At 67.1% G+C, this 17,160-nt stretch carries 18 protein-coding genes; 11 read left to right on the top strand and 7 right to left on the bottom strand.

Translation table 11 applies throughout. From position 1 onward, the window contains the following. Positions 1–121: 121 nt before the first annotated feature. Positions 122–1,957, bottom strand: coding sequence for a cation:proton antiporter (locus ASF31_RS09020; RefSeq protein WP_055754342.1), 1,836 nt, complete (start codon positions 1,955–1,957; stop codon positions 122–124). A gap of 156 nt (positions 1,958–2,113) precedes the next feature. On the opposite strand from ASF31_RS09020, the gene ASF31_RS09025 reads away from it, so the two are divergent. Next, a complete protein-coding gene (locus ASF31_RS09025) occupies positions 2,114–4,237 on the top strand; it encodes a M13 family metallopeptidase (protein WP_055754343.1) in 2,124 nt (707 codons plus the stop codon). A gap of 364 nt (positions 4,238–4,601) precedes the next feature. Here the strand turns inward: ASF31_RS09025 and hisS are convergent, their stop codons facing one another. After that, positions 4,602–6,092, bottom strand: coding sequence for a histidine--tRNA ligase (gene hisS, locus ASF31_RS09030; RefSeq protein WP_055754344.1), 1,491 nt, complete (start codon positions 6,090–6,092; stop codon positions 4,602–4,604). 153 nt (positions 6,093–6,245) lie between these two features. On the opposite strand from hisS, the gene ASF31_RS09035 reads away from it, so the two are divergent. Both ASF31_RS09035 and ASF31_RS09040 read left to right on the top strand, forming a co-directional pair. Next, a complete protein-coding gene (locus ASF31_RS09035) occupies positions 6,246–6,452 on the top strand; it encodes a hypothetical protein (protein ID WP_055754345.1) in 207 nt (68 codons plus the stop codon). Further along, positions 6,452–7,033, top strand: coding sequence for a ClpP family protease (locus ASF31_RS09040; protein ID WP_055754346.1), 582 nt, complete (start codon positions 6,452–6,454; stop codon positions 7,031–7,033). Before ASF31_RS09035 ends, ASF31_RS09040 begins: the two co-directional genes overlap by 1 nt. A 13-nt stretch (positions 7,034–7,046) precedes the next feature. On the opposite strand, the gene hslV is transcribed toward ASF31_RS09040, so the two are convergent. Next, the gene (gene hslV, locus ASF31_RS09045; RefSeq protein ID WP_017504950.1) at positions 7,047–7,607 is read right to left on the bottom strand and encodes an ATP-dependent protease subunit HslV; all 561 of its coding nucleotides are present in this window, start codon (positions 7,605–7,607) and stop codon (positions 7,047–7,049) included. Positions 7,608–7,741: 134 nt separating this feature from the next. Between hslV and ASF31_RS09050 the strand changes: the two genes are divergently transcribed. Both ASF31_RS09050 and ASF31_RS09055 read left to right on the top strand, forming a co-directional pair. Then, positions 7,742–8,143: a BLUF domain-containing protein gene (locus tag ASF31_RS09050; protein ID WP_055754347.1), complete on the top strand. Its 402-nt coding sequence runs from the start codon at positions 7,742–7,744 to the stop codon at positions 8,141–8,143. A gap of 54 nt (positions 8,144–8,197) precedes the next feature. After that, the gene (locus ASF31_RS09055) at positions 8,198–8,932 is read left to right on the top strand and encodes a molybdopterin-synthase adenylyltransferase MoeB (RefSeq protein WP_055754348.1); all 735 of its coding nucleotides are present in this window, start codon (positions 8,198–8,200) and stop codon (positions 8,930–8,932) included. Between the two features lie 3 nt (positions 8,933–8,935). Here the strand turns inward: ASF31_RS09055 and ASF31_RS09060 are convergent, their stop codons facing one another. Continuing rightward, positions 8,936–9,187: a hypothetical protein gene (locus ASF31_RS09060; RefSeq protein WP_055754349.1), complete on the bottom strand. Its 252-nt coding sequence runs from the start codon at positions 9,185–9,187 to the stop codon at positions 8,936–8,938. A gap of 119 nt (positions 9,188–9,306) precedes the next feature. Between ASF31_RS09060 and ASF31_RS09065 the strand changes: the two genes are divergently transcribed. Further along, positions 9,307–10,515, top strand: a complete 1,209-nt coding sequence (locus ASF31_RS09065) for a DUF6880 family protein (RefSeq protein ID WP_055754350.1) — start codon at positions 9,307–9,309, stop codon at positions 10,513–10,515. 11 nt (positions 10,516–10,526) lie between these two features. Here ASF31_RS09065 and ASF31_RS09070 read toward each other — a convergent pair whose 3' ends face one another. Further along, complete coding sequence (locus ASF31_RS09070) at positions 10,527–11,513, bottom strand: D-glycerate dehydrogenase (protein WP_026108384.1); 987 nt, start codon at positions 11,511–11,513, stop codon at positions 10,527–10,529. 67 nt (positions 11,514–11,580) lie between these two features. On the opposite strand from ASF31_RS09070, the gene ASF31_RS09075 reads away from it, so the two are divergent. From ASF31_RS09075 to ASF31_RS09090, 5 genes are all read left to right on the top strand, one after another. Beyond that, a complete protein-coding gene (locus tag ASF31_RS09075; RefSeq protein WP_235551295.1) occupies positions 11,581–12,153 on the top strand; it encodes an SH3 domain-containing protein in 573 nt (190 codons plus the stop codon). Between the two features lie 69 nt (positions 12,154–12,222). Continuing rightward, a complete protein-coding gene (gene fabA / locus ASF31_RS09080; RefSeq protein WP_055754351.1) occupies positions 12,223–12,756 on the top strand; it encodes a 3-hydroxyacyl-[acyl-carrier-protein] dehydratase FabA in 534 nt (177 codons plus the stop codon). A gap of 66 nt (positions 12,757–12,822) precedes the next feature. Continuing rightward, positions 12,823–14,040: a beta-ketoacyl-ACP synthase I gene (gene fabB / locus ASF31_RS09085; RefSeq protein ID WP_017504958.1), complete on the top strand. Its 1,218-nt coding sequence runs from the start codon at positions 12,823–12,825 to the stop codon at positions 14,038–14,040. Positions 14,041–14,097: 57 nt separating this feature from the next. Beyond that, positions 14,098–14,289, top strand: a complete 192-nt coding sequence (locus ASF31_RS14505; RefSeq protein WP_153922830.1) for a hypothetical protein — start codon at positions 14,098–14,100, stop codon at positions 14,287–14,289. A gap of 86 nt (positions 14,290–14,375) precedes the next feature. Further along, positions 14,376–15,419, top strand: coding sequence for an aspartate-semialdehyde dehydrogenase (locus ASF31_RS09090; RefSeq protein WP_055754471.1), 1,044 nt, complete (start codon positions 14,376–14,378; stop codon positions 15,417–15,419). Positions 15,420–15,437: 18 nt separating this feature from the next. Here ASF31_RS09090 and truA read toward each other — a convergent pair whose 3' ends face one another. Together truA and fmt are read right to left on the bottom strand one after the other, a co-directional pair. Beyond that, a complete protein-coding gene (gene truA, locus ASF31_RS09095; protein ID WP_055754352.1) occupies positions 15,438–16,181 on the bottom strand; it encodes a tRNA pseudouridine(38-40) synthase TruA in 744 nt (247 codons plus the stop codon). Continuing rightward, positions 16,181–17,104 (bottom strand): methionyl-tRNA formyltransferase, encoded by a 924-nt coding sequence (fmt, locus tag ASF31_RS09100; protein ID WP_055754353.1) that lies wholly within the window; start codon positions 17,102–17,104, stop codon positions 16,181–16,183. Before fmt ends, truA begins: the two co-directional genes overlap by 1 nt. Positions 17,105–17,160: the final 56 nt, after the last annotated feature.

The following is a 17,160-nucleotide window of genomic DNA, read 5'->3' on the forward strand; positions in this document are numbered from 1 at the left end:
TGAGCCCCTGGATCGAACCGAAAGGGCGCTTCTGCTCCGCAGATGCAGTCATGGAGAGGCGCGCTTGCATCATGGAACCATGACGAAAATGGGTCCGGCGACGGTCTGTAAGGGGCTTCCCTTACTCCGGCGCGGGGTCGACGCGCGCCGGGCGTAGCGTGCGGCGCAGCGCGCGGCTGGGGCGATTGCGACGCTCGATCGGGATGGCCGACTGGAAGGCCTTGCGAAACTGATCGCGACGTTCGTGGACCGAGGCGAGCACCAGCCCCATGGGCACGCCCAAGTCGACCAGGGTGTTTTCGGCGAGCTGCAGACTGGCCTCGGTCGTCTCCGGCACGGCGTCGGTGACGCCCAGTCCATACAGCCGAATGGCGTGCTGATCGTCGCGAGCGCGGGCGATCAGGATCAGGTCGTCGCGCATCGACCGCGCCGTGGTGACCACCTCGTCCACTTTCGTCGGCGCGTCCATGGTGACGATCAGGGCGCGGGTGGACTGGACGCCGCAGTGCTGGAGCATTTCGCGCCGCCCCGCATCGCCATAGAAGACATCGAATCCGTCACGTCGGCCCGCAGCGACGGCGCCCGCATCGGTGTCCAGGGCGATGAAGGGCTGATCGTGCGCCTTCAGCATTTCCCCGATCAACCGGCCGACGCGCCCGAAGCCGACGATGATGACCGCGCCGTCGGCCGTCTCCAGCTTTGGAAGCTCGACAGGCTGGCCTGCGGCTGCCGACTTGCGCGCCAACTTCTGACCCAGCAGGGCGAGCAGGGGGATCGAGAAGATGCTGACGGTCGCCGACAGGGCCACGGTGTTGGTCAGCTGCGGCGGCGCGAGGCCTTCGACCAGGCCGGTGGCGAAGACCACGAAGGCGAACTCGCCCGCCGGCGCCAGAACGAGCGCCGTCTCCAGCGCCGGGCGGGCGCCCAGGCCCCAGAAACGCGCCAGGCTGAAAATGACGCCGGTCTTCAGGACCGTGAGGGCCAGGGCCAGGCCGAAGACGCCGACCGGATCGGCGGCGATGGCGTCCAGGTCCAGACCCAGGCCAACGCCGACGAAGAAGACGCCCAGCAGAAGCCCCTTGAACGGTTCGATGGAAACCTCGACTTCGCGCCGGAACTCTGTCTCGGCCAGCAGCACGCCGGCCAGTAGCGCGCCGATGCTCATCGACAGGCCGCTGGCCTGGGCGGCGAGACCGGCCCCGACCACCACCAGCAGGGAGGCGGCGACGAACAGTTCGCCGCCTTGGTCGGCCTTGCGCGCCTTGGCCACCGATCGGAACATCGGCCGCAGCACCACGCGTCCCAGCAGCACCATCAGACCCAGGCCGATGGCGGCCGGAACCAGGGTGAACAGGGCGCGCCCCAGAATGGCCGGATCCAGCGCGCCGCCCTGCTGGGCTAGCGCCGCCAGGACGGTGACGGTGATCAGGATCGGGGCGACCGACAGATCCTGTGCCAGCAGAATGGCGAAGGTGGACCGGCCGACCGTCCCTTTCAGCCGCCCCCGCTCGGCCAGTACGGGCATGACCACGGCCGTCGAGGACAGGGCGAGACCCATGCCCAGCACCACGGCGCTGGCCAAGGTCTGTCCCATCAGCATGAAGCCGCCCGCCAGCACGGCGGTGCAGACGACGACCTGCATCAGCCCCAGGCCGAACACGAGCCGACGCATGGCGCGAAGCCGCTCCCACGACAGCTCCAGACCGATCATGAACAACAGGAAGGCGACGCCCAGTTCCGACAGCTGCGCCAGTTGGCCCGGATCGCCGATGGTCAGCCACGACAGCCAGGGCAGGCTTTGCGCGAACCGGCCCAGGCCGTCCGGTCCCAGCAAAACGCCCGCAGCGAGGAAGCCCAGGACGGGGCTGACCTTCAGCCGATTGACCAGGGGCACGATGACGCCGGCGGCCGCCAGAAAGACCACCAGATCCTTATAGTCACCGCCCTGACCGTGCATCCGCCCTCCTCGCGTCGGCGTATCTGACCCTGATCCCGGCGCTGTGGCGAGAGGCCGCATCGGAATCATGAACTTTTTTTAAGGCGACACCCCCCCTCGCCGGACTAGGGTCTGCGCCGAACCATCCAAATGCCGGGTGGGAACAGGGACATAGTGATGAAACGTCTGCTTATCGGGGCCGCCGTCGGCGCCCTTCTTCTGCCCGCCAGCTCGGTTCTGGCTCAGGATATCGGTCACGACCACGCCTGCATCGACGACGCCTGCACCCTCGTTTCGCTGTTCTCGGGCGAAGAGACGGCAGCCGGTTGGCAGGGCGTCGACGCGCCCCGCTACGGAACCTGGGGCTTCGACATGGCCGGCCGCGACACCTCGGTGAAGCCGGGCGATGACTTCTTCCAGTACGCCAACGGCAAGGCGCTGGAAAAGCTGGTCATTCCGTCGGACCGCACCAGCTATGGCTCGTTCGCCTTGCTGCGCGAACTGTCGGACAACCGCATGAAGGAACTGGTGCTGGGCCTGGCCAACCGCACCGATCTGGCGCCCGGATCGGATGAGGCCAAGGTCGCCGACGCCTATCGCTCCTACATCGACGAGGCGCGCATCGAGCAGTTGGACGCCCAGCCGCTGCAGCCCTATCTGGCCGCGATCCGCGCCGCCGACAGCCACGACAAGATGGCCGTCTATATGGGCCAGACGGCCGGCCGCTTCGGCTCGTCCTTCTTCGGCACCGGCATCACGATCGATTCCAAGCAACCGACCCGCTACGTCGTCTCGACGGGCCAGTCGGGCATCGGCCTGCCGAACCGCGACTATTATCTGGACGCCCGTTTCGCCGACAAGAAAGAGAAGTATCAGGCCTATGTCGGCCGGATGCTGGAGATGATCGGCTGGACCAACCCGACCGAGACCGCCGCTCAGATCGTCGCGCTGGAAACCAAGATCGCCGAGGCCCACTGGACCCCGGTGGAGAACCGCAACCGCGACCGGACCTACAACGAGTTCACCATCGCCAAACTGGCCGAGGACGCGCCGGGCTTCGCCTGGCAGGCCTACTACGATGCGGCCAAGCTGGGTGGCGTGCCGCGCCTGATCGTGCGTCAGGATACGGCCATGCCCAAGATCGCGGCCATCTACGCTGAGACGCCGGTCGAACTGCTGCAGGCTTGGCAGGCCTTCCACACCGCTGACGACATGGCGCCGCTGATGTCCAAGCGCTTCGCCGACGCTCAGTGGGAGTTCCGTTCGCGCGATCTGTCGGGTCAGCCTGAGCAGCGCACCCGCGAAAAGCGCGCGATCTCCTTCGCCGAAGGATCGCTGGGCGAGGCCACTGGCCGGCTCTACGTCGCCCAGTATTTCCCGGCCGAATCCAAGGCCAAGATGGAAGAGCTAGTCGCCAATCTGCGCACCGCCCTGTCGCACCGGATCGACAACCTGACCTGGATGGGGACCGAGACCAAGGCGGCGGCGCAGGAGAAGCTGCGCAAATTCACCGTCAAGATCGGCTATCCCGACAAGTGGCGCGACTACTCCGGCCTGGACATCCGTGCAAACGACCTGGTCGGCAACGCCGAGCGCCGCGGCCTGTTCGAGTGGAACTATGATCTGGCCCGTCTGAACGAGCCGGTCGACAAGTCGGAGTGGGGCATGACCCCGCAGACGGTCAACGCCTACTACAACTCGGCCAACAACGAGATCGTCTTCCCGGCGGCGATCCTGCAGCCGCCCTTCTTCGATCCGAATGGCGATGCGGCGGTCAACTATGGCGGCATCGGCGGCGTGATCGGTCACGAGATCGGCCACGGCTTCGACGACCAGGGCTCCAAGTCCGATGGCGACGGCGTGCTGCGCAACTGGTGGACGCCGGAAGACAAGGCCAACTTCGAGGCCCTGACGGCGCGTCTGGGCGCGCAATATGCGACCTACGAGCCGATCGCCGGCTATCACATCAACCCTGGCCTGACGATGGGCGAGAACATCGGTGACGCGTCTGGCGTGGCCGTCGGTCTTGAGGCCTATCACCTGTCGCTGAACGGCCAGCCGGCGCCCGTGATCGACGGAACGACCGGCGACCAGCGCTTCTTCTATGGCTGGGCTCAGGTCTGGCAGTCGAAGTACCGCGACGAGGCGCTGAAGCAGCAGGTCGCCACCGACCCGCACTCGGCCGCCCAGTTCCGCGTCATCGGCCCGCTGCGCAACGTCGACGCCTGGTACGACGCCTTCGACGTTCAGCCGGGCACGAAATACTATCTCACGCCCGAGGAACGCGTCCGCCTCTGGTAAGGCGACGCTTGTTCGATAATGGAAAGGCCGGGGCTCGCCCCGGCCTTTTTCATATCGAGAACCAGATGCTCGATCTCGACGTCGCATAGAGAATTTGTCGAGATTTTATCATGATTTGTCTGGGCTCCAGACGCGAAAAAGCCCGCTGCGGGGGATACATCGCAGCGGGCTTTCGCGCTCTTTGAAGAGCGGACGTTTCCTCCCCGAAACGCCTTCGAGTGCTGCGCGCTTGAGCAACGCTTGCCCTCGAGTGAGGTCATTTGACGCAAGGGCCGGTCGGTCGTCAACGACCGGTTTCACAAGAGTCGAACTTTCTTCGACTTATCACTGATAACCCATTTCAGGGACGGGTCATTATCGAAGCTTATTCGATAATGGACTTTATGGCGGCGACCAGGCCGTCGCGGGCGATCTTCATCTGGCCGGGGCGTTCGGCCTTCCAGGCGTCGTTGTCCGTGATGGCGGCGGCGGCGGCGCGGCCGGCGTCCAGATCCTTGATCGTGACCTCGCCGGCGGCGATCTCGTCTCCGCCCAGGATGACGACAGCCGGGGCGCCGCGCCGGTCGGCGTATTTCATCTGCGCCTTCATGCCGGCGCGACCCAGATAGAGCTCGGCGGCGATCCCGGCGGCGCGCAGTTCGGCGACGGCGGTCAGATAACGAGCCATGTCGTCCTCGGAGAAGACGATGACGACCACGGGGCCGCGCACGGCGTCCTCGGCGCCACGTCCCGCCGCGCGCAGGGCCGAGGCCAGACGCGAGACGCCGAAAGAGAAGCCGGTCGCCGGCGTGCTCTGACCGGTGAAGCGGGCGACCAGATCGTCATAGCGGCCGCCGCCGCCGATCGAGCCGAAGCGGACGGGACGACCCTTGTCGTCAACCGTGTCGAGCAGCAGCTCGGCCTCGAACACGGCGCCGGTGTAATATTCCAGGCCGCGCACGATGGTCGGATCGAACTTCACGGCGTCCTGACCGACCGACATGGCCGCCAGCGCCCGGTCTATGGCGGCCAGTTCGTTCAGCGCCGCCTCGCCCGCCGCGCCGAGGTCGCCGGAGCGCGCGACGGCGTCCAGCGTCTCGGCCCGCGACAGGCCAGGGGTATTGGCCGAGGCCAGAAACGCCTCAATGGCGGCCGTGACCTTGGCGGGCAGCTGGGCGCCCTTGGTGTAGTCGCCCGAGTCGTCCAGACGCCCTTCACCCAGCAGCTGGACCACGCCCTCCCAGCCCAGGCGGTCGAACTTGTCGATGGCGCGAAGCGCCGTCAGTCGCTGACCGGCCTCGGTCACGCCGCCGGCGTCGAACAGCCCGTCGAACAGCTTGCGGTTCGAAACGCGGATCTGGGCCTGGCCGGCGTCCAGCCCGGCGGCGCGCAGGCCTTCGCAGCCCATGGCGATGATTTCGGCGTCGGCCTCGGGCCGGTCCGAGCCGACGGTGTCGGCGTCGCATTGCCAGAACTCGCGGAAGCGGCCGGGGCCGGGCTTTTCATTGCGCCAGACGGGACCGTAGGCATAGCGGCGGAACGGCTTGGGCAGGGTCTCCCAAGTCTGGGCCGCGAATCGGGCCAGGGGCGCGGTATGATCGTAGCGCAGGGCCATCCATTCGCCCGGCTCGTCTGATCCGGCGTCGTCCTGTAGTGCGAAGACGCCCTCGTTCGGCCGATCGGCGTCGGGCAGGAACTTGCCCAGCGCATCGGCATATTCGAAGGCTGGCGTCTCCAGCGGCTCGAAGCCCCAGCGCTCGTAAACCTCGGACACGCGCGCGACGATGCGCCGCTCGGCGGTCAGGTCGCGGCCGCGCTTGTCGGCGAAGCCGCGCGGGTTGCGGGCGAGGGGGCGGGGAGGCGCGGCGTCGGTCATGGCGCGCGCTTAAGCCAAGGGGGGATCGATCGCAAATTCTCCCATCAAGGCGGTGCAGGCGTCGTGGCCTCCTGCGTCGCACAATGTTTTGTTCCTAAAGGCAAAATGTCGAGTTCGAAGGAACCGAAAGGGGCAATGTTTCGTTGATGGCGCATGACGCCCCACGCCCTTCTCGTTCCGCGCACATGCAACACCTCCGATCGCCGCACGATCCGGTGGTGGGAGTGCGAACTGATCGATGACGCCGGATCGCGTCGCTTGCAGAACCAGGCCTTCTTCTCGATCCGTGAAGCCCGGTCCTGGGCGTCGGCGCAGGGCTATCCCGTCAGCGACGACGCCGCCGCTGCGGCCGAGCTTTGATGTCCGAGGCGGCGCCGAGCGGCATTCTGACCGCCGAAGCTTTCGATACGCCCCGTATCCTGCTCGCCGGCGCGGTCGATTACGCCATGTACGACCGCTTCCGCCAGCAAATGGCGGAAGCGCCAGACACCGGGCTGACCGTCATCGAACTGTCGACCCTGGGCGGTGATCCGGAGGTGGCGCGCATGATGGGCGAGGACGTGCGCTTTCAAAGCGACATCAATCCTTCCCGCCGGTTGGTCTTTCTGGGCAAGGCGGCGATCTATTCCGCCGGCGCCACTTTCATGAGCTTCTTTGCCGTAGAAAACCGCTATCTGACGCGCGGCGCCCGGGTGATGATCCACGAGCGCAAGATGGACACGCAACTGCATGTCACGGGACCGCTAACGACCTGCATCGCCTCGGTTCGCGCCATGCTGAACGAGCTAGAACACTCCATCGCCATCCAGAACGAGGGTTTCGAGAACCTGGTGCGCGGATCGTCGGTGACGATGGAGGAGGTGCTGAAACGCGCCCCTGCCAACTGGTACATCGAGGCCCAGGAGGCCAAGGCGCTGGGGCTGATCGCCGAAGTGATCTGACCCGCTCGCCGGATCAGGCCTGGAGCGTTTCCACAGTCAGATTGCCGTTGGTGTAGACGCAAATTTCGGCGGCGATCTTCATGGCCTTGCGGGCGACCTGTTCGGCGTCGAGATCGGTTTCCTCGATCAGGGCGCGGGCGGCCGACAGAGCGTAGTTGCCGCCCGAACCCACGGCGGCGACGCCATACTCCGGCTCCAGCACATCGCCGACGCCCGTTACGGTGAAGATGGACGACTTGTCCGCCACCAGCAGCATCGCTTCGAGCCGGCGCAGATAGCGGTCGGTGCGCCAATCCTTGGCGAGGTCGACGCAGGCGCGCGCCAGCTGATCAGGATACTGTTCCAGCTTGGCCTCAAGCCGCTCGATCAGGGTGAAGGCGTCGGCCGTAGCGCCGGCAAAGCCGGCCAACACCTTGCCGCCGGCCAAGGTGCGCACCTTGCGGGCGGCGCCCTTGACGATGGTCGGGCCCATCGAAACCTGGCCGTCGCCGGCGATCACGGTGCGTCCGTTCTTGCGCACCGCCAGAATGGTGGTGCCGTGCCAGTCGGGGAAGTTGGATGCGGTCTGGGTCATGACGATCAGATGGCGCGGCCGGGCGTCGGCATCAAGTCTGTCGCGCCTCGGTATAACGCTGTCTTATTTTGACCCCAATATTGGCTAGAAGGCGCAATCCGCTTTCGCGGTTCTTTCAAATCGAGGGACAGGTTTTGCTTTATCGCGTCGTTTTCGTGAGTGAAATGATCGGTGGCGCGAACCACACGACCCAATCGCTTGCCGAAATCCTCGGCGCGTCGGAGCGAAACAACCGCCGCGACGAGATCGGCAGCGCCATGCTGTTCCACGAGGGCGAGGCGGCCCAGGTCATCGAGGGCGCCCGTGCGGACTTGGATCGCTTGATGTCTCGCCTCTGGAAAGATCCGCGTCATCACAACATTCGCGTCCTGGATGATCGACCCGTCATGCAGCGGCGGATGCGCGAACCCGCGCGGCTGTGCGCCCTCAGCACCCAGCAAGCCGCCGACATTCTGCGCGGACGGCGCCTGAGCGATCTGTCCAGCGCGGGTCTGGAAAAGCTGCTGTCGTGCGAACACGTCCGGATGGCCGCTTAAGGCGACAGGCGACAGGCCCCTCGCGCCGGAACCTCTGTGGCGCTAGATAGGGCGGTGATCTTTCCCGAAGACGAAGTCGAACGCTATGCGCGCCATCTGGTCCTGTCCGAAGTCGGCGGACCGGGGCAGCAGGCGCTGAAGCGCGCGCGGGTGCTGATCGTCGGGGCGGGCGGCGTGGGATCGCCGGCGGCGCTCTATCTGGCGGCGGCGGGTGTCGGGGCGCTGGGCCTGATTGACGACGACGTGGTGGGCCTGTCTAACCTTCAGCGGCAGATCGCCTTTTCGACGGCGCAGGTCGGCCGGTCAAAGGTCGAGGCGGCGGCGGAACGGCTGGTCGGCCTCAATCCGCATGTCGCGATCGAAACCTTCGCCGAGCGGATCACCGCCGAGAATGCGGCGGCGCGGATCGAAGCCTTCGACATCGTGTTGGACGGGACCGACGATTTTCAGACCCGGCTGTGGGTCAATGCGGCCTGCGTTGCGGCGGGCAAGCCGCTGGTGTCGGGCGCGCTTGGCCGCTGGAACGGGCAGGTCGGGGTGTTTTCGGGCCAGCCCTGCTATCAATGCCTGGTGCCCGAGATCCCGCCGGATGCGGAGACCTGTGCGCGCGTCGGCGTCGTGGGCGCTCTGACCGGCGTGATCGGGTCGATGGCGGCGCTTGAGGTCGTCAAGCTGATCACCGGCGCGGGCGAGGCCCTGACGGGACGGCTGATGCTGTATGACGGTCTGGCGGGCTCGGCGCGGACCGTGCGGGTCGCCGCTGATCCGGAATGCCCGGTCTGCGGCTGACGCTCAGGCGGCCGTCGCGAAACGGATGTCGGCCAGATCCAAGTCAGGCAGCGGCGGAGCGAAGCCCAGCGCCGGGTTGCTGAGCACCGTCACCAGACGTTCGCCGCAATAAAGATACAGGGTCTCGAACCCGACCCAGTTGCGGGCGATCGCCTCCAGCGCCTGATTGGCCGCCGTGTCGTTAATCGCGTCGAGGACGCAGATGTCCCGCACCGGAACGCCGGGCAGGTTGACGATGCAGTAGTAGGAGTCCAACGCACACTTCCTCGATCAGGACGCCGGAAACGAAGCGCGTTTACGACGGTTCCTCCCCTGCCAGCGGTTTTCGACAGCCGTGTGAGTTCGGTCCGACAGACTTGTGAAAAGGAGGCCTGATGGCCCGACGTCCCGCCTCGCCCAAACGCCTGAACGCCGCAAATCTCAGCGGCTTAGGCGCTGAGCGTCTGGGCGAACTGCTGATGCAGGCGGCGGATGCGGATGCGATCCTTAAGCGGCGGCTCAGGCTGGTGATGGCGGCCGAGACGGGGCCGGACTTGCTGGCCCTGGAAATCGACAAGCGCTTGACGACCATCGCGGCCAGCCGCGCGCGCGTGTCGTGGCGAAAGCGGCCGGACCTGCTGCGCGATCTGGAAATTCTGCGGGCTGCAATCGTCGAGGATTTGGCCGAGGCCGCCCCGGCGATGGGATTGGAGCGATTGATCGGCTGGTTCGATCTGTTTCGCGGCCTGTCGTCTCGGGTCAAGGATCAGAAGGGCGAACTGGCCGACGCGTTCGAAACGGCGGCCTCGGACCTGTGGCGGATCGCCGAGGCTGCGGTGCGGACGGACGACAGCACAGTGGGTCTGCTGGCGGATGCGGTGGCGCGGCAACCGCTCGAATACGCCCGGTGGATTGGGGCCGGCGGCGACGATCTGACGGCGGACATGGCCAAGAGGCTGCTGGGTCGTCTCGATACTGCATCCACCGCGCGCGGTATGCGGACGGTCGTGCGACGGCTGGCCGACCGGGCGGGCGATCTGGACCTGTGGCTGTCGATGACGACGCCGGAGGAACGGGGCTCGCCGGATTTTGCGGCGGTGATGGCCAAGCGGCTGCTGGTCGCTGATCGCATTCCAGAAGCGCGTCAGGCGCTGGAGGCGGCGCTGAAACCGTCGGCGGGCAATCGGAGATGGACCTTCGGCCGGTCGCCGCAGGCCGGACCGCCGGTCCTGACGCCGGCATGGGAGGCGACCTCGATCGACCTCTTGGAAGCCGAGGGCCGCAAGGACGAGGCGCAGGACCTGCGTTGGGCGATGTTCCAACGCGACCTGTCCGCGCCGGTGCTGCGGGCCTATCTGGCGCGCCTGCCGGACTTCGACGATGTGGAGGCGCTGGACCGCGCCCTGGCCCATGCCGCGACCTATGCCGATTTTGAGACGGCGCTGGAGTTTCTGATGGACTGCCCCGCACACCGCGAGGCCGCCGCCCTGGTCGAACGCCGCATCCGCGAGGTGCGCGCGCCGCTGCCGCTCAAGGCCGACTGGGCGGCGCGGCTGGCGCAGAAATATCCCGATGCGGCCGAGCGGTTGCTGGCTGCGCCCTAAAGCATCGCCGGCTAGAGCATTGCCGGGATGACGCGATCGGGAGGGCGGTGGCCGTTCTGATAGGTCATGACGTTGGCGATGACGCGGTCGCCCATGTCCTGGCGCGCTTCCAGGGTGGCGGACCCCAGGTGGGGCAGCAGCACGACATTGGACTGGCCTAACAGGCCATGATGGATCGCGGGCTCGTTCTCGAAAACGTCCAGGCCGACGCCGGAAAGGGCGCGCATGGCCACCGCCTGGGCCAGGGCCGCCTCGTCGATCAGCTCGCCGCGCGCGGTGTTGATCAGGATGGCGTGGGGCTGAAGCCGGGCCAGGCGTTCGGCCGACAGCAGATGATGGGTGTCCTTCGTCGCCGGGCAGTTCAGCGAGACGATGTCCATCCGCGCCAGCATCTGGTCCAGGTCGTCCCAGTAGGTCGCGCCCAGTTCTTCTTCGATCAGAGCCGGGACGGGCTTGCGATTATGATAGTGGACCTGAAGCCCGAAGGCCTTGGCGCGCCGGGCCAGGGCCTGGCCGATCCGGCCCATGCCGACGATGCCCAGCCGCTTGCCCCACAGCTTGCGTCCGCACATCCAGGTCGGGGTCCAACCCTCGAACCGGCCTTCGGCCACGACCTGTGCGCCCTCGACGATGCGGCGGCTGACGGCCAGGATCAGGCTCATGGCCAGGTCGGCGGTGTCTTCGGTCAGGACGCCGGGCGTGTTGGTGACGATGATGCCGCGCGCCACGGCCGCGTCGACGTCGATATGGTCGACCCCGGCGCCGAAGTTGGCGATCATCTTCAACTGCTCGCCTGCGCCATTGATCAGGTCGGCGTCGATGACGTCGGTGATCGTGGGCACCAGAACCTCGGCCCGCTGGACGGCGGCCTGCAACGCGGCGCGGTCCATCGGCTGATCCTTCAGGTTCAGCTCGGCGTCGAACAGCTCGCGCATCCGCGTCTCGACCGCGTCGGGCAGGCGTCTGGTTAATACGACCTTAAGCTTGCGGGGGGACATTCTCGGCCTTGGTTAGCGGGCGGCGATTCAGACGGATCAAAGCCCGCGCGACGGGTCGTTCCAATCAGTGTCTAGCAAAGCCGCCGCCATCTTCCAAAGCCTGCGACGACGCATCGCCATCGTTGGAGCCATTCTCGGCCTTGGCGTGATGGCCAGCGCCGGCGCGACCATGCCCGACGGCCGCCCGACGCCCACCGGGCTTGAGGTGCCGCGCTGGATTTCGCTGAAGTCCTCGCACGTCCGCGCGCGCCAGGGGCCGGGCCTGGATTATCCGATCCTGTGGGAATATCGGGCCGCCGGCCTGCCGGTTCAGGTGATCGCCGAGACGACGGAATGGCGCAAGATCTGCGATCCCGACGGGGCCGTGGCCTGGATCCACCGTACGGTGTCGTCGGGCCGGCGTTACGTCTTCAATACGACCGCCGAGGAAGTGCCGATCCGCTCGGGCCGATCCGAGACGGCGTCGGTGCGCGCGCGCCTGTCGCCACGCGCCCTGGTGATGCTGGACGAATGTGAGGAGGGCTGGTGCAAGGTCCGGGCGCGACGACTGGAGGGTTTTGTGGCCCAGCGGGCCGTGTTCGGCACCCAGGAACGCGCACTGTGCAACGCCAATCGCCCTGCGGGCACGGGTCGCAACTGACCGCACGCTGTTGAGCGAAGCGGCGCGGTCGTGTAACCCGCGCGCAACGTATCAAGAAACGGAAGCGCCTTGACCCAGTCCCAATATCCTTCGTCCTTCGATCATGAGGCCCTGCTGGCCTCGGGCCGCGGCGAGCTGTTCGGTCCCGGCAACGCTCAGCTGCCCGCCCCGCCGATGCTGATGTTCGACCGCATCACCACGATCAATGCGGACGGCGGAGAGCACGGCAAGGGCTATGTCGAGGCCGAACTCGACATCCATCCCGACCTCTGGTTCTTCCAGTGCCACTTCATCGGCGACCCCGTCATGCCGGGCTGCCTGGGCCTTGACGCCATGTGGCAGCTGGTCGGCTTCTATCTGGGCTGGATCGGCGGTCCCGGCCGCGGCCGCGCCCTGGGCGTCGGCGAGGTCAAGTTCACCGGCCAGGTCACCCCGGACATCAAGAAGGTGGTCTATAAGATCAACCTGAAGCGCGTCATCAACCGCAAGCTGGTCATGGGCATCGCCGACGGCGTGCTGGAGGCCGACGGCCAGGTCATCTACACCTGCAACGACATGCGGGTCGGCCTGTTCGGCGCCAAGGATGAGGCGGCGGGCGGTTAACGCCCCTATATAACCGCGAACAAGGCGGACGGTCCTCGGACCAGGAAGCATCAAGAAGGAAACACCATGCGTCGTGTCGTCGTCACCGGCCTGGGCATCGTCTCTTCCATCGGCCACGGCGCCGAGGAGGTCACCCAGTCCCTGCGCGAAGCCCGTTCGGGCGTCGTTCATGCTCCCGACCACGCCAAATACGGCTTCCGCAGCCAGGTCTGGGCGCCGCCCAAGATCGGTCCGTGGGAAGAGCTGGTCGACCGTCGCGCCGCGCGCTTCCTGGCCAACGGCACTGCTTGGGGCCACATCGCCTTCGAAGAGGCGCTGAAGTCGTCGGGCATGACGGCGGACGAGATCAAGGACGACCGGATCGGCCTGATCGTCGGCGAGGGCGGTCCCTCGACCCAGGTGATCCTGCAGGCGGCCGCGACCACGGTCGAAAAGGGCGCGCCCAAGCGCATCGGCCCGTTCGCGGTGCCCAAGGCGATGGCGTCGGGCCCGTCGGCGGTGCTGTCGACCTGGTTCCAGATGCGCGGCATCAACTATTCGATCAGCTCGGCCTGCGCGACGTCGGCCCATTGCATCGGCGCCGGGGTCGAACAGATCCAGTGGGGCAAGCAGGACGTGGTCTTCGCCGGCGGCTGCGAGGACATCGACTGGTCCATGTCCAACATGTTCGACGCCATGGGCGCCATGTCGTCGGACTTCAACGACAATCCGTCGGTCGCCTCCAGAGCCTATGACGCCAACCGCGACGGTTTCGTCATCGCCGGCGGCGCCGGCATCGTGGTGCTGGAAGAGTACGAGCGGGCCAAGGCGCGCGGCGCGACCATCTACGCCGAAGTCACCGGCTATGGAGCCAACGCCGACGGCTATGACATGGTCGCCCCCTCGGGCGAGGGCGCCCAGCGCTGCATGAAGATCGCGCTGGAACAGGCCGGCAATCCGAAGATCGACTATCTAAACCCGCACGGGACCTCGACGCCCGTGGGCGACGCGAAGGAGATGGAGGCCGTGCGCGCCGTCTTCGGCGACCAGATGCCGATGATCTCCTCGACCAAGTCGCTGACCGGCCACTCGCTCGGCGCGGCCGGCGCCCAGGAAGCCATCTACTGCCTGCTGATGATGCAGAACGGCTTCGCCGCCGAAAGCGCTCATATCGAAAATCTCGATCCGGCGTTCGAAGGTATGCCGATCCTGCGCCAGCGCCACGACGGCGAACTGACCCACGTCATGTCCAACAGCTTCGGCTTCGGCGGCACCAATGGCACGCTGATCCTGTCGAAGGTCTAATACGAGACCGTTCGGCTCCGTCATCCGAGGGTCAAGCCTGAGGATGACGGGACGGAAGTGAAATCGACGGCTTTATTGCGCGTGCAAGTCAGCTATCAGGCTTGCGCCGTCGATTTTTTCGAGATCGGCCGTTTACACGACCGGTTCTCACCCTTAGAGAGCGTCGCCGTGACGCAGCGCCTGACCAAAGCGATGACCCTGAAAACCACCGGCTTCGGCGGGGCGGTTTCGGGTGCGCGCGCGGTCTAGCGACAACCCGATCCCAAGCCCCGCCGATGCGCGGGGCGGTCGAACCGGCTGAACCCCGCGCCTCCATCTTTCCTGGAGACGCCTACATGTCCTTTTCCCCGTCCAATCCGCCTCATGTCGGCATTGTCGGCGCCACCGGCCTCGTCGGCGAGATGATGCGCGGCCTGCTGGCCGAGCGGAACTTCCCGCTGGCCTCGCTGCGACTGTTCGCCTCGGCCCGGTCGGCGGGCAAGACGGTCCGCTTCGGCGAGACCGAGATCGTGGTCGAGGATGCGGCGAGCGCCGACTACGCCGGTCTGGACATCGTCTTTTTCTCGGCCGGCGGGGATACGTCCAAGGCCCTGGCGCCCAAGGTGGCGGCGGCCGGGGCGGTGGTGATCGACAACTCCTCGGCCTGGCGCAGCGACCCCGATGTGCCGCTGGTGGTCGCCGAGGTGAACCCCCACGCCCTGGCCCACCTGCCCAAGGGGATCATCGCCAACCCCAACTGCACCACCATGGCCGCCATGCCGGTGCTGAAGCCCCTGCATGACGCGGCGGGCCTGAAGCGGCTGACGGTCTCGACCTATCAGGCGGTGTCGGGCGGCGGGGTCGAGGGGATCCGTGTGCTGGAGGATCAGTCGCGTGCGGCCGTGGGGCAGGGCGCGGCCCTGGCCCGCGACGGCGGGTCCGTGGACTTCGGCGCGCCCGAAAAGTGGGTGGTGCCGATCGCCGCGAACGTCGTGGCCCTGAACTACACGCTGGGCGAGGACGGCTATACCGACGAGGAACTGAAGCTGCGCGACGAGAGCCGCAAGATCCTGGATATCCCCGGCCTGCCGGTGTCGGGCACCTGCGTGCGGGTGCCGGTTTTCACCGGCCACTCCCTGTCGATCAATGTCGAGTTCGAACGACCGCTGTCCGCAGCCCAGGCGCTGGACCTGCTGGGCCGGGCGCCGGGCGTGATCGTCACCGCCGTGCCGAATCCGCTGGAGGCCGCAGGCCAGGATCCGGTCTTCGTCGGCCGGGTGCGTCCCGATCCGACGGTCGAGCACGGCCTGGCCCTGTTCGTCTCGAACGACAATCTGAGGAAGGGCGCGGCCCTGAATGCGGTGCAGATCGCCGAGGTTCTGGTTCAGAAGCGCGGCTGACCGGCCGGCAGGCGGGGTTCAGTCGTAGCGCACGCCGCTGAGATAGAGCCCCGCCGAGGGGGCGACGGGGCCGCACCGGGCGCGGTCCCTCGCCTCCAGCGCCGCCTTGACGTCGTGGGCGGTCCAGCGGCCCAGGCCCACCTCGACCAGGGTTCCGGCCATGGAGCGGACCTGGCGGTGCAGGAAGCTGCGGGCCTGGAAGATCAGATGCACCTCTTCGCCGAAACGGGACACGCGGGCCACGTCCAGGGTCTTGACCGGCGACCTGGACTGGCAGGCCATATCGCGGAAGGTGGTGAAGTCGTGATGACCGACCAGGACCTGGGCCGCCTGGTGCATGGCCTCGGCGTCAAGGGTCTTCTTGACGTGCCAGACCCGGTCGCGCTCCAGCACCGGCTGGGGGCGGCGGTTCAGGATCCGGTACAGATAGCCCCGGCCGGTGGCCGAGAACCGGGCGTGCCAGTCGGGATCGGGCGCATATTCGGCCGCCAGGACGCAGACGTCCTGCTTGATCAGATGGGCGTTGATGGCGTTCAGGACGGTGTCCACCGGCCAGTCGCGCTCCAGATCGGCATGGATGACCTGGGCCGTGGCGTGGACGCCGGTGTCGGTGCGGCCCGCCGCAGCGATCCGGATCCGCTCGCCGGAGAAGGCAAAGATCGCGGCCTCGACCGCGCCCTGGACCGTCGGCTGGTCCGCCTGGGCCTGGAAGCCGTTATAGGCCGTGCCGTCGTATTCGATCGTCAGCTTGTAGCGCGGCATCAGCCGAGCACGGTCCCGGTCGGCAACGCAAAACCGCGCAGCATCTCGTCGGCCGACTGCGCCGCCTTGCCTTCGCGCTGGACTCGGATCAGACGCACAGCGCCGGTCCCGCACGCCACGGTCAGGGCGTCGTCCAGAGTCTCGCCCGGCGCCCCCGAACCGTCCGCCAGGGCCGACAGCAGGGCCTTCACGCGCACCGGCCCGGTGTCGGACGGCGCCTCGAACCAGGCGCCGGGGAAGGGCGACAGGCCGCGGATGTGGGCGTCCACCTCGGCGGCCGGGCGGGTCCAGTCGATGCGCGCCTCGGCCGGGGTGATCTTCTTCGCATAGGTCGGTTCGCCGACCTGGTCCGAGGGGGTGACGCTGCCGCGCTCGATGGCGGCGAGCGCCCGGGGCCAGAGGCCGGCGCCGACATGGGACATGCGCTCGGACAGGGTGGCGGCCGTGTCTTCGGCGCGGATGTCCATCCGTTCGGTCAGCAGGATGGGGCCTTCGTCCAAGCCGACGCCCATCTGCATGATCTGGACGCCGGTCTGGGCGTCGCCGGCCATGATGGCGCGCTGGATCGGCGCCGCGCCGCGCCAGCGCGGCAGCAGCGAGCCATGAAGATTGAAACAGCCCAGGCGAGGCGCATCCAGCACCTCGGCCTTGAGAATCTGGCCGTAGGCGACGACGCAGGCGGCGTCGAGGTCCAGGCTCTGGAATGCGGCGATGGAGTCCTGGGCCTTCATGCTCTCGGGCGTGAAAACGGGCAGGCCCATGGTCTCGGCCAAGGCGTGGACCGGCGACGGCGTCAGCTTCTGACCCCGACCCTTGGGGCGCGGCGGCTGCGAATAGACGGCGACGATCTCGTGGCCCGAGGCGATCAGCTCGGCCAGGGACGGCACGGCGAAGTCGGGAGTTCCCATGAAGGCAAGGCGCATGGGCACGCCTTTAGAGCATGATCGTTTCGGACGGAACCGCAATGCGGTTCAGGCCG

This window comes from Brevundimonas sp. Leaf280, from assembly GCF_001422455.1.
Lineage (GTDB): Bacteria > Pseudomonadota > Alphaproteobacteria > Caulobacterales > Caulobacteraceae > Brevundimonas.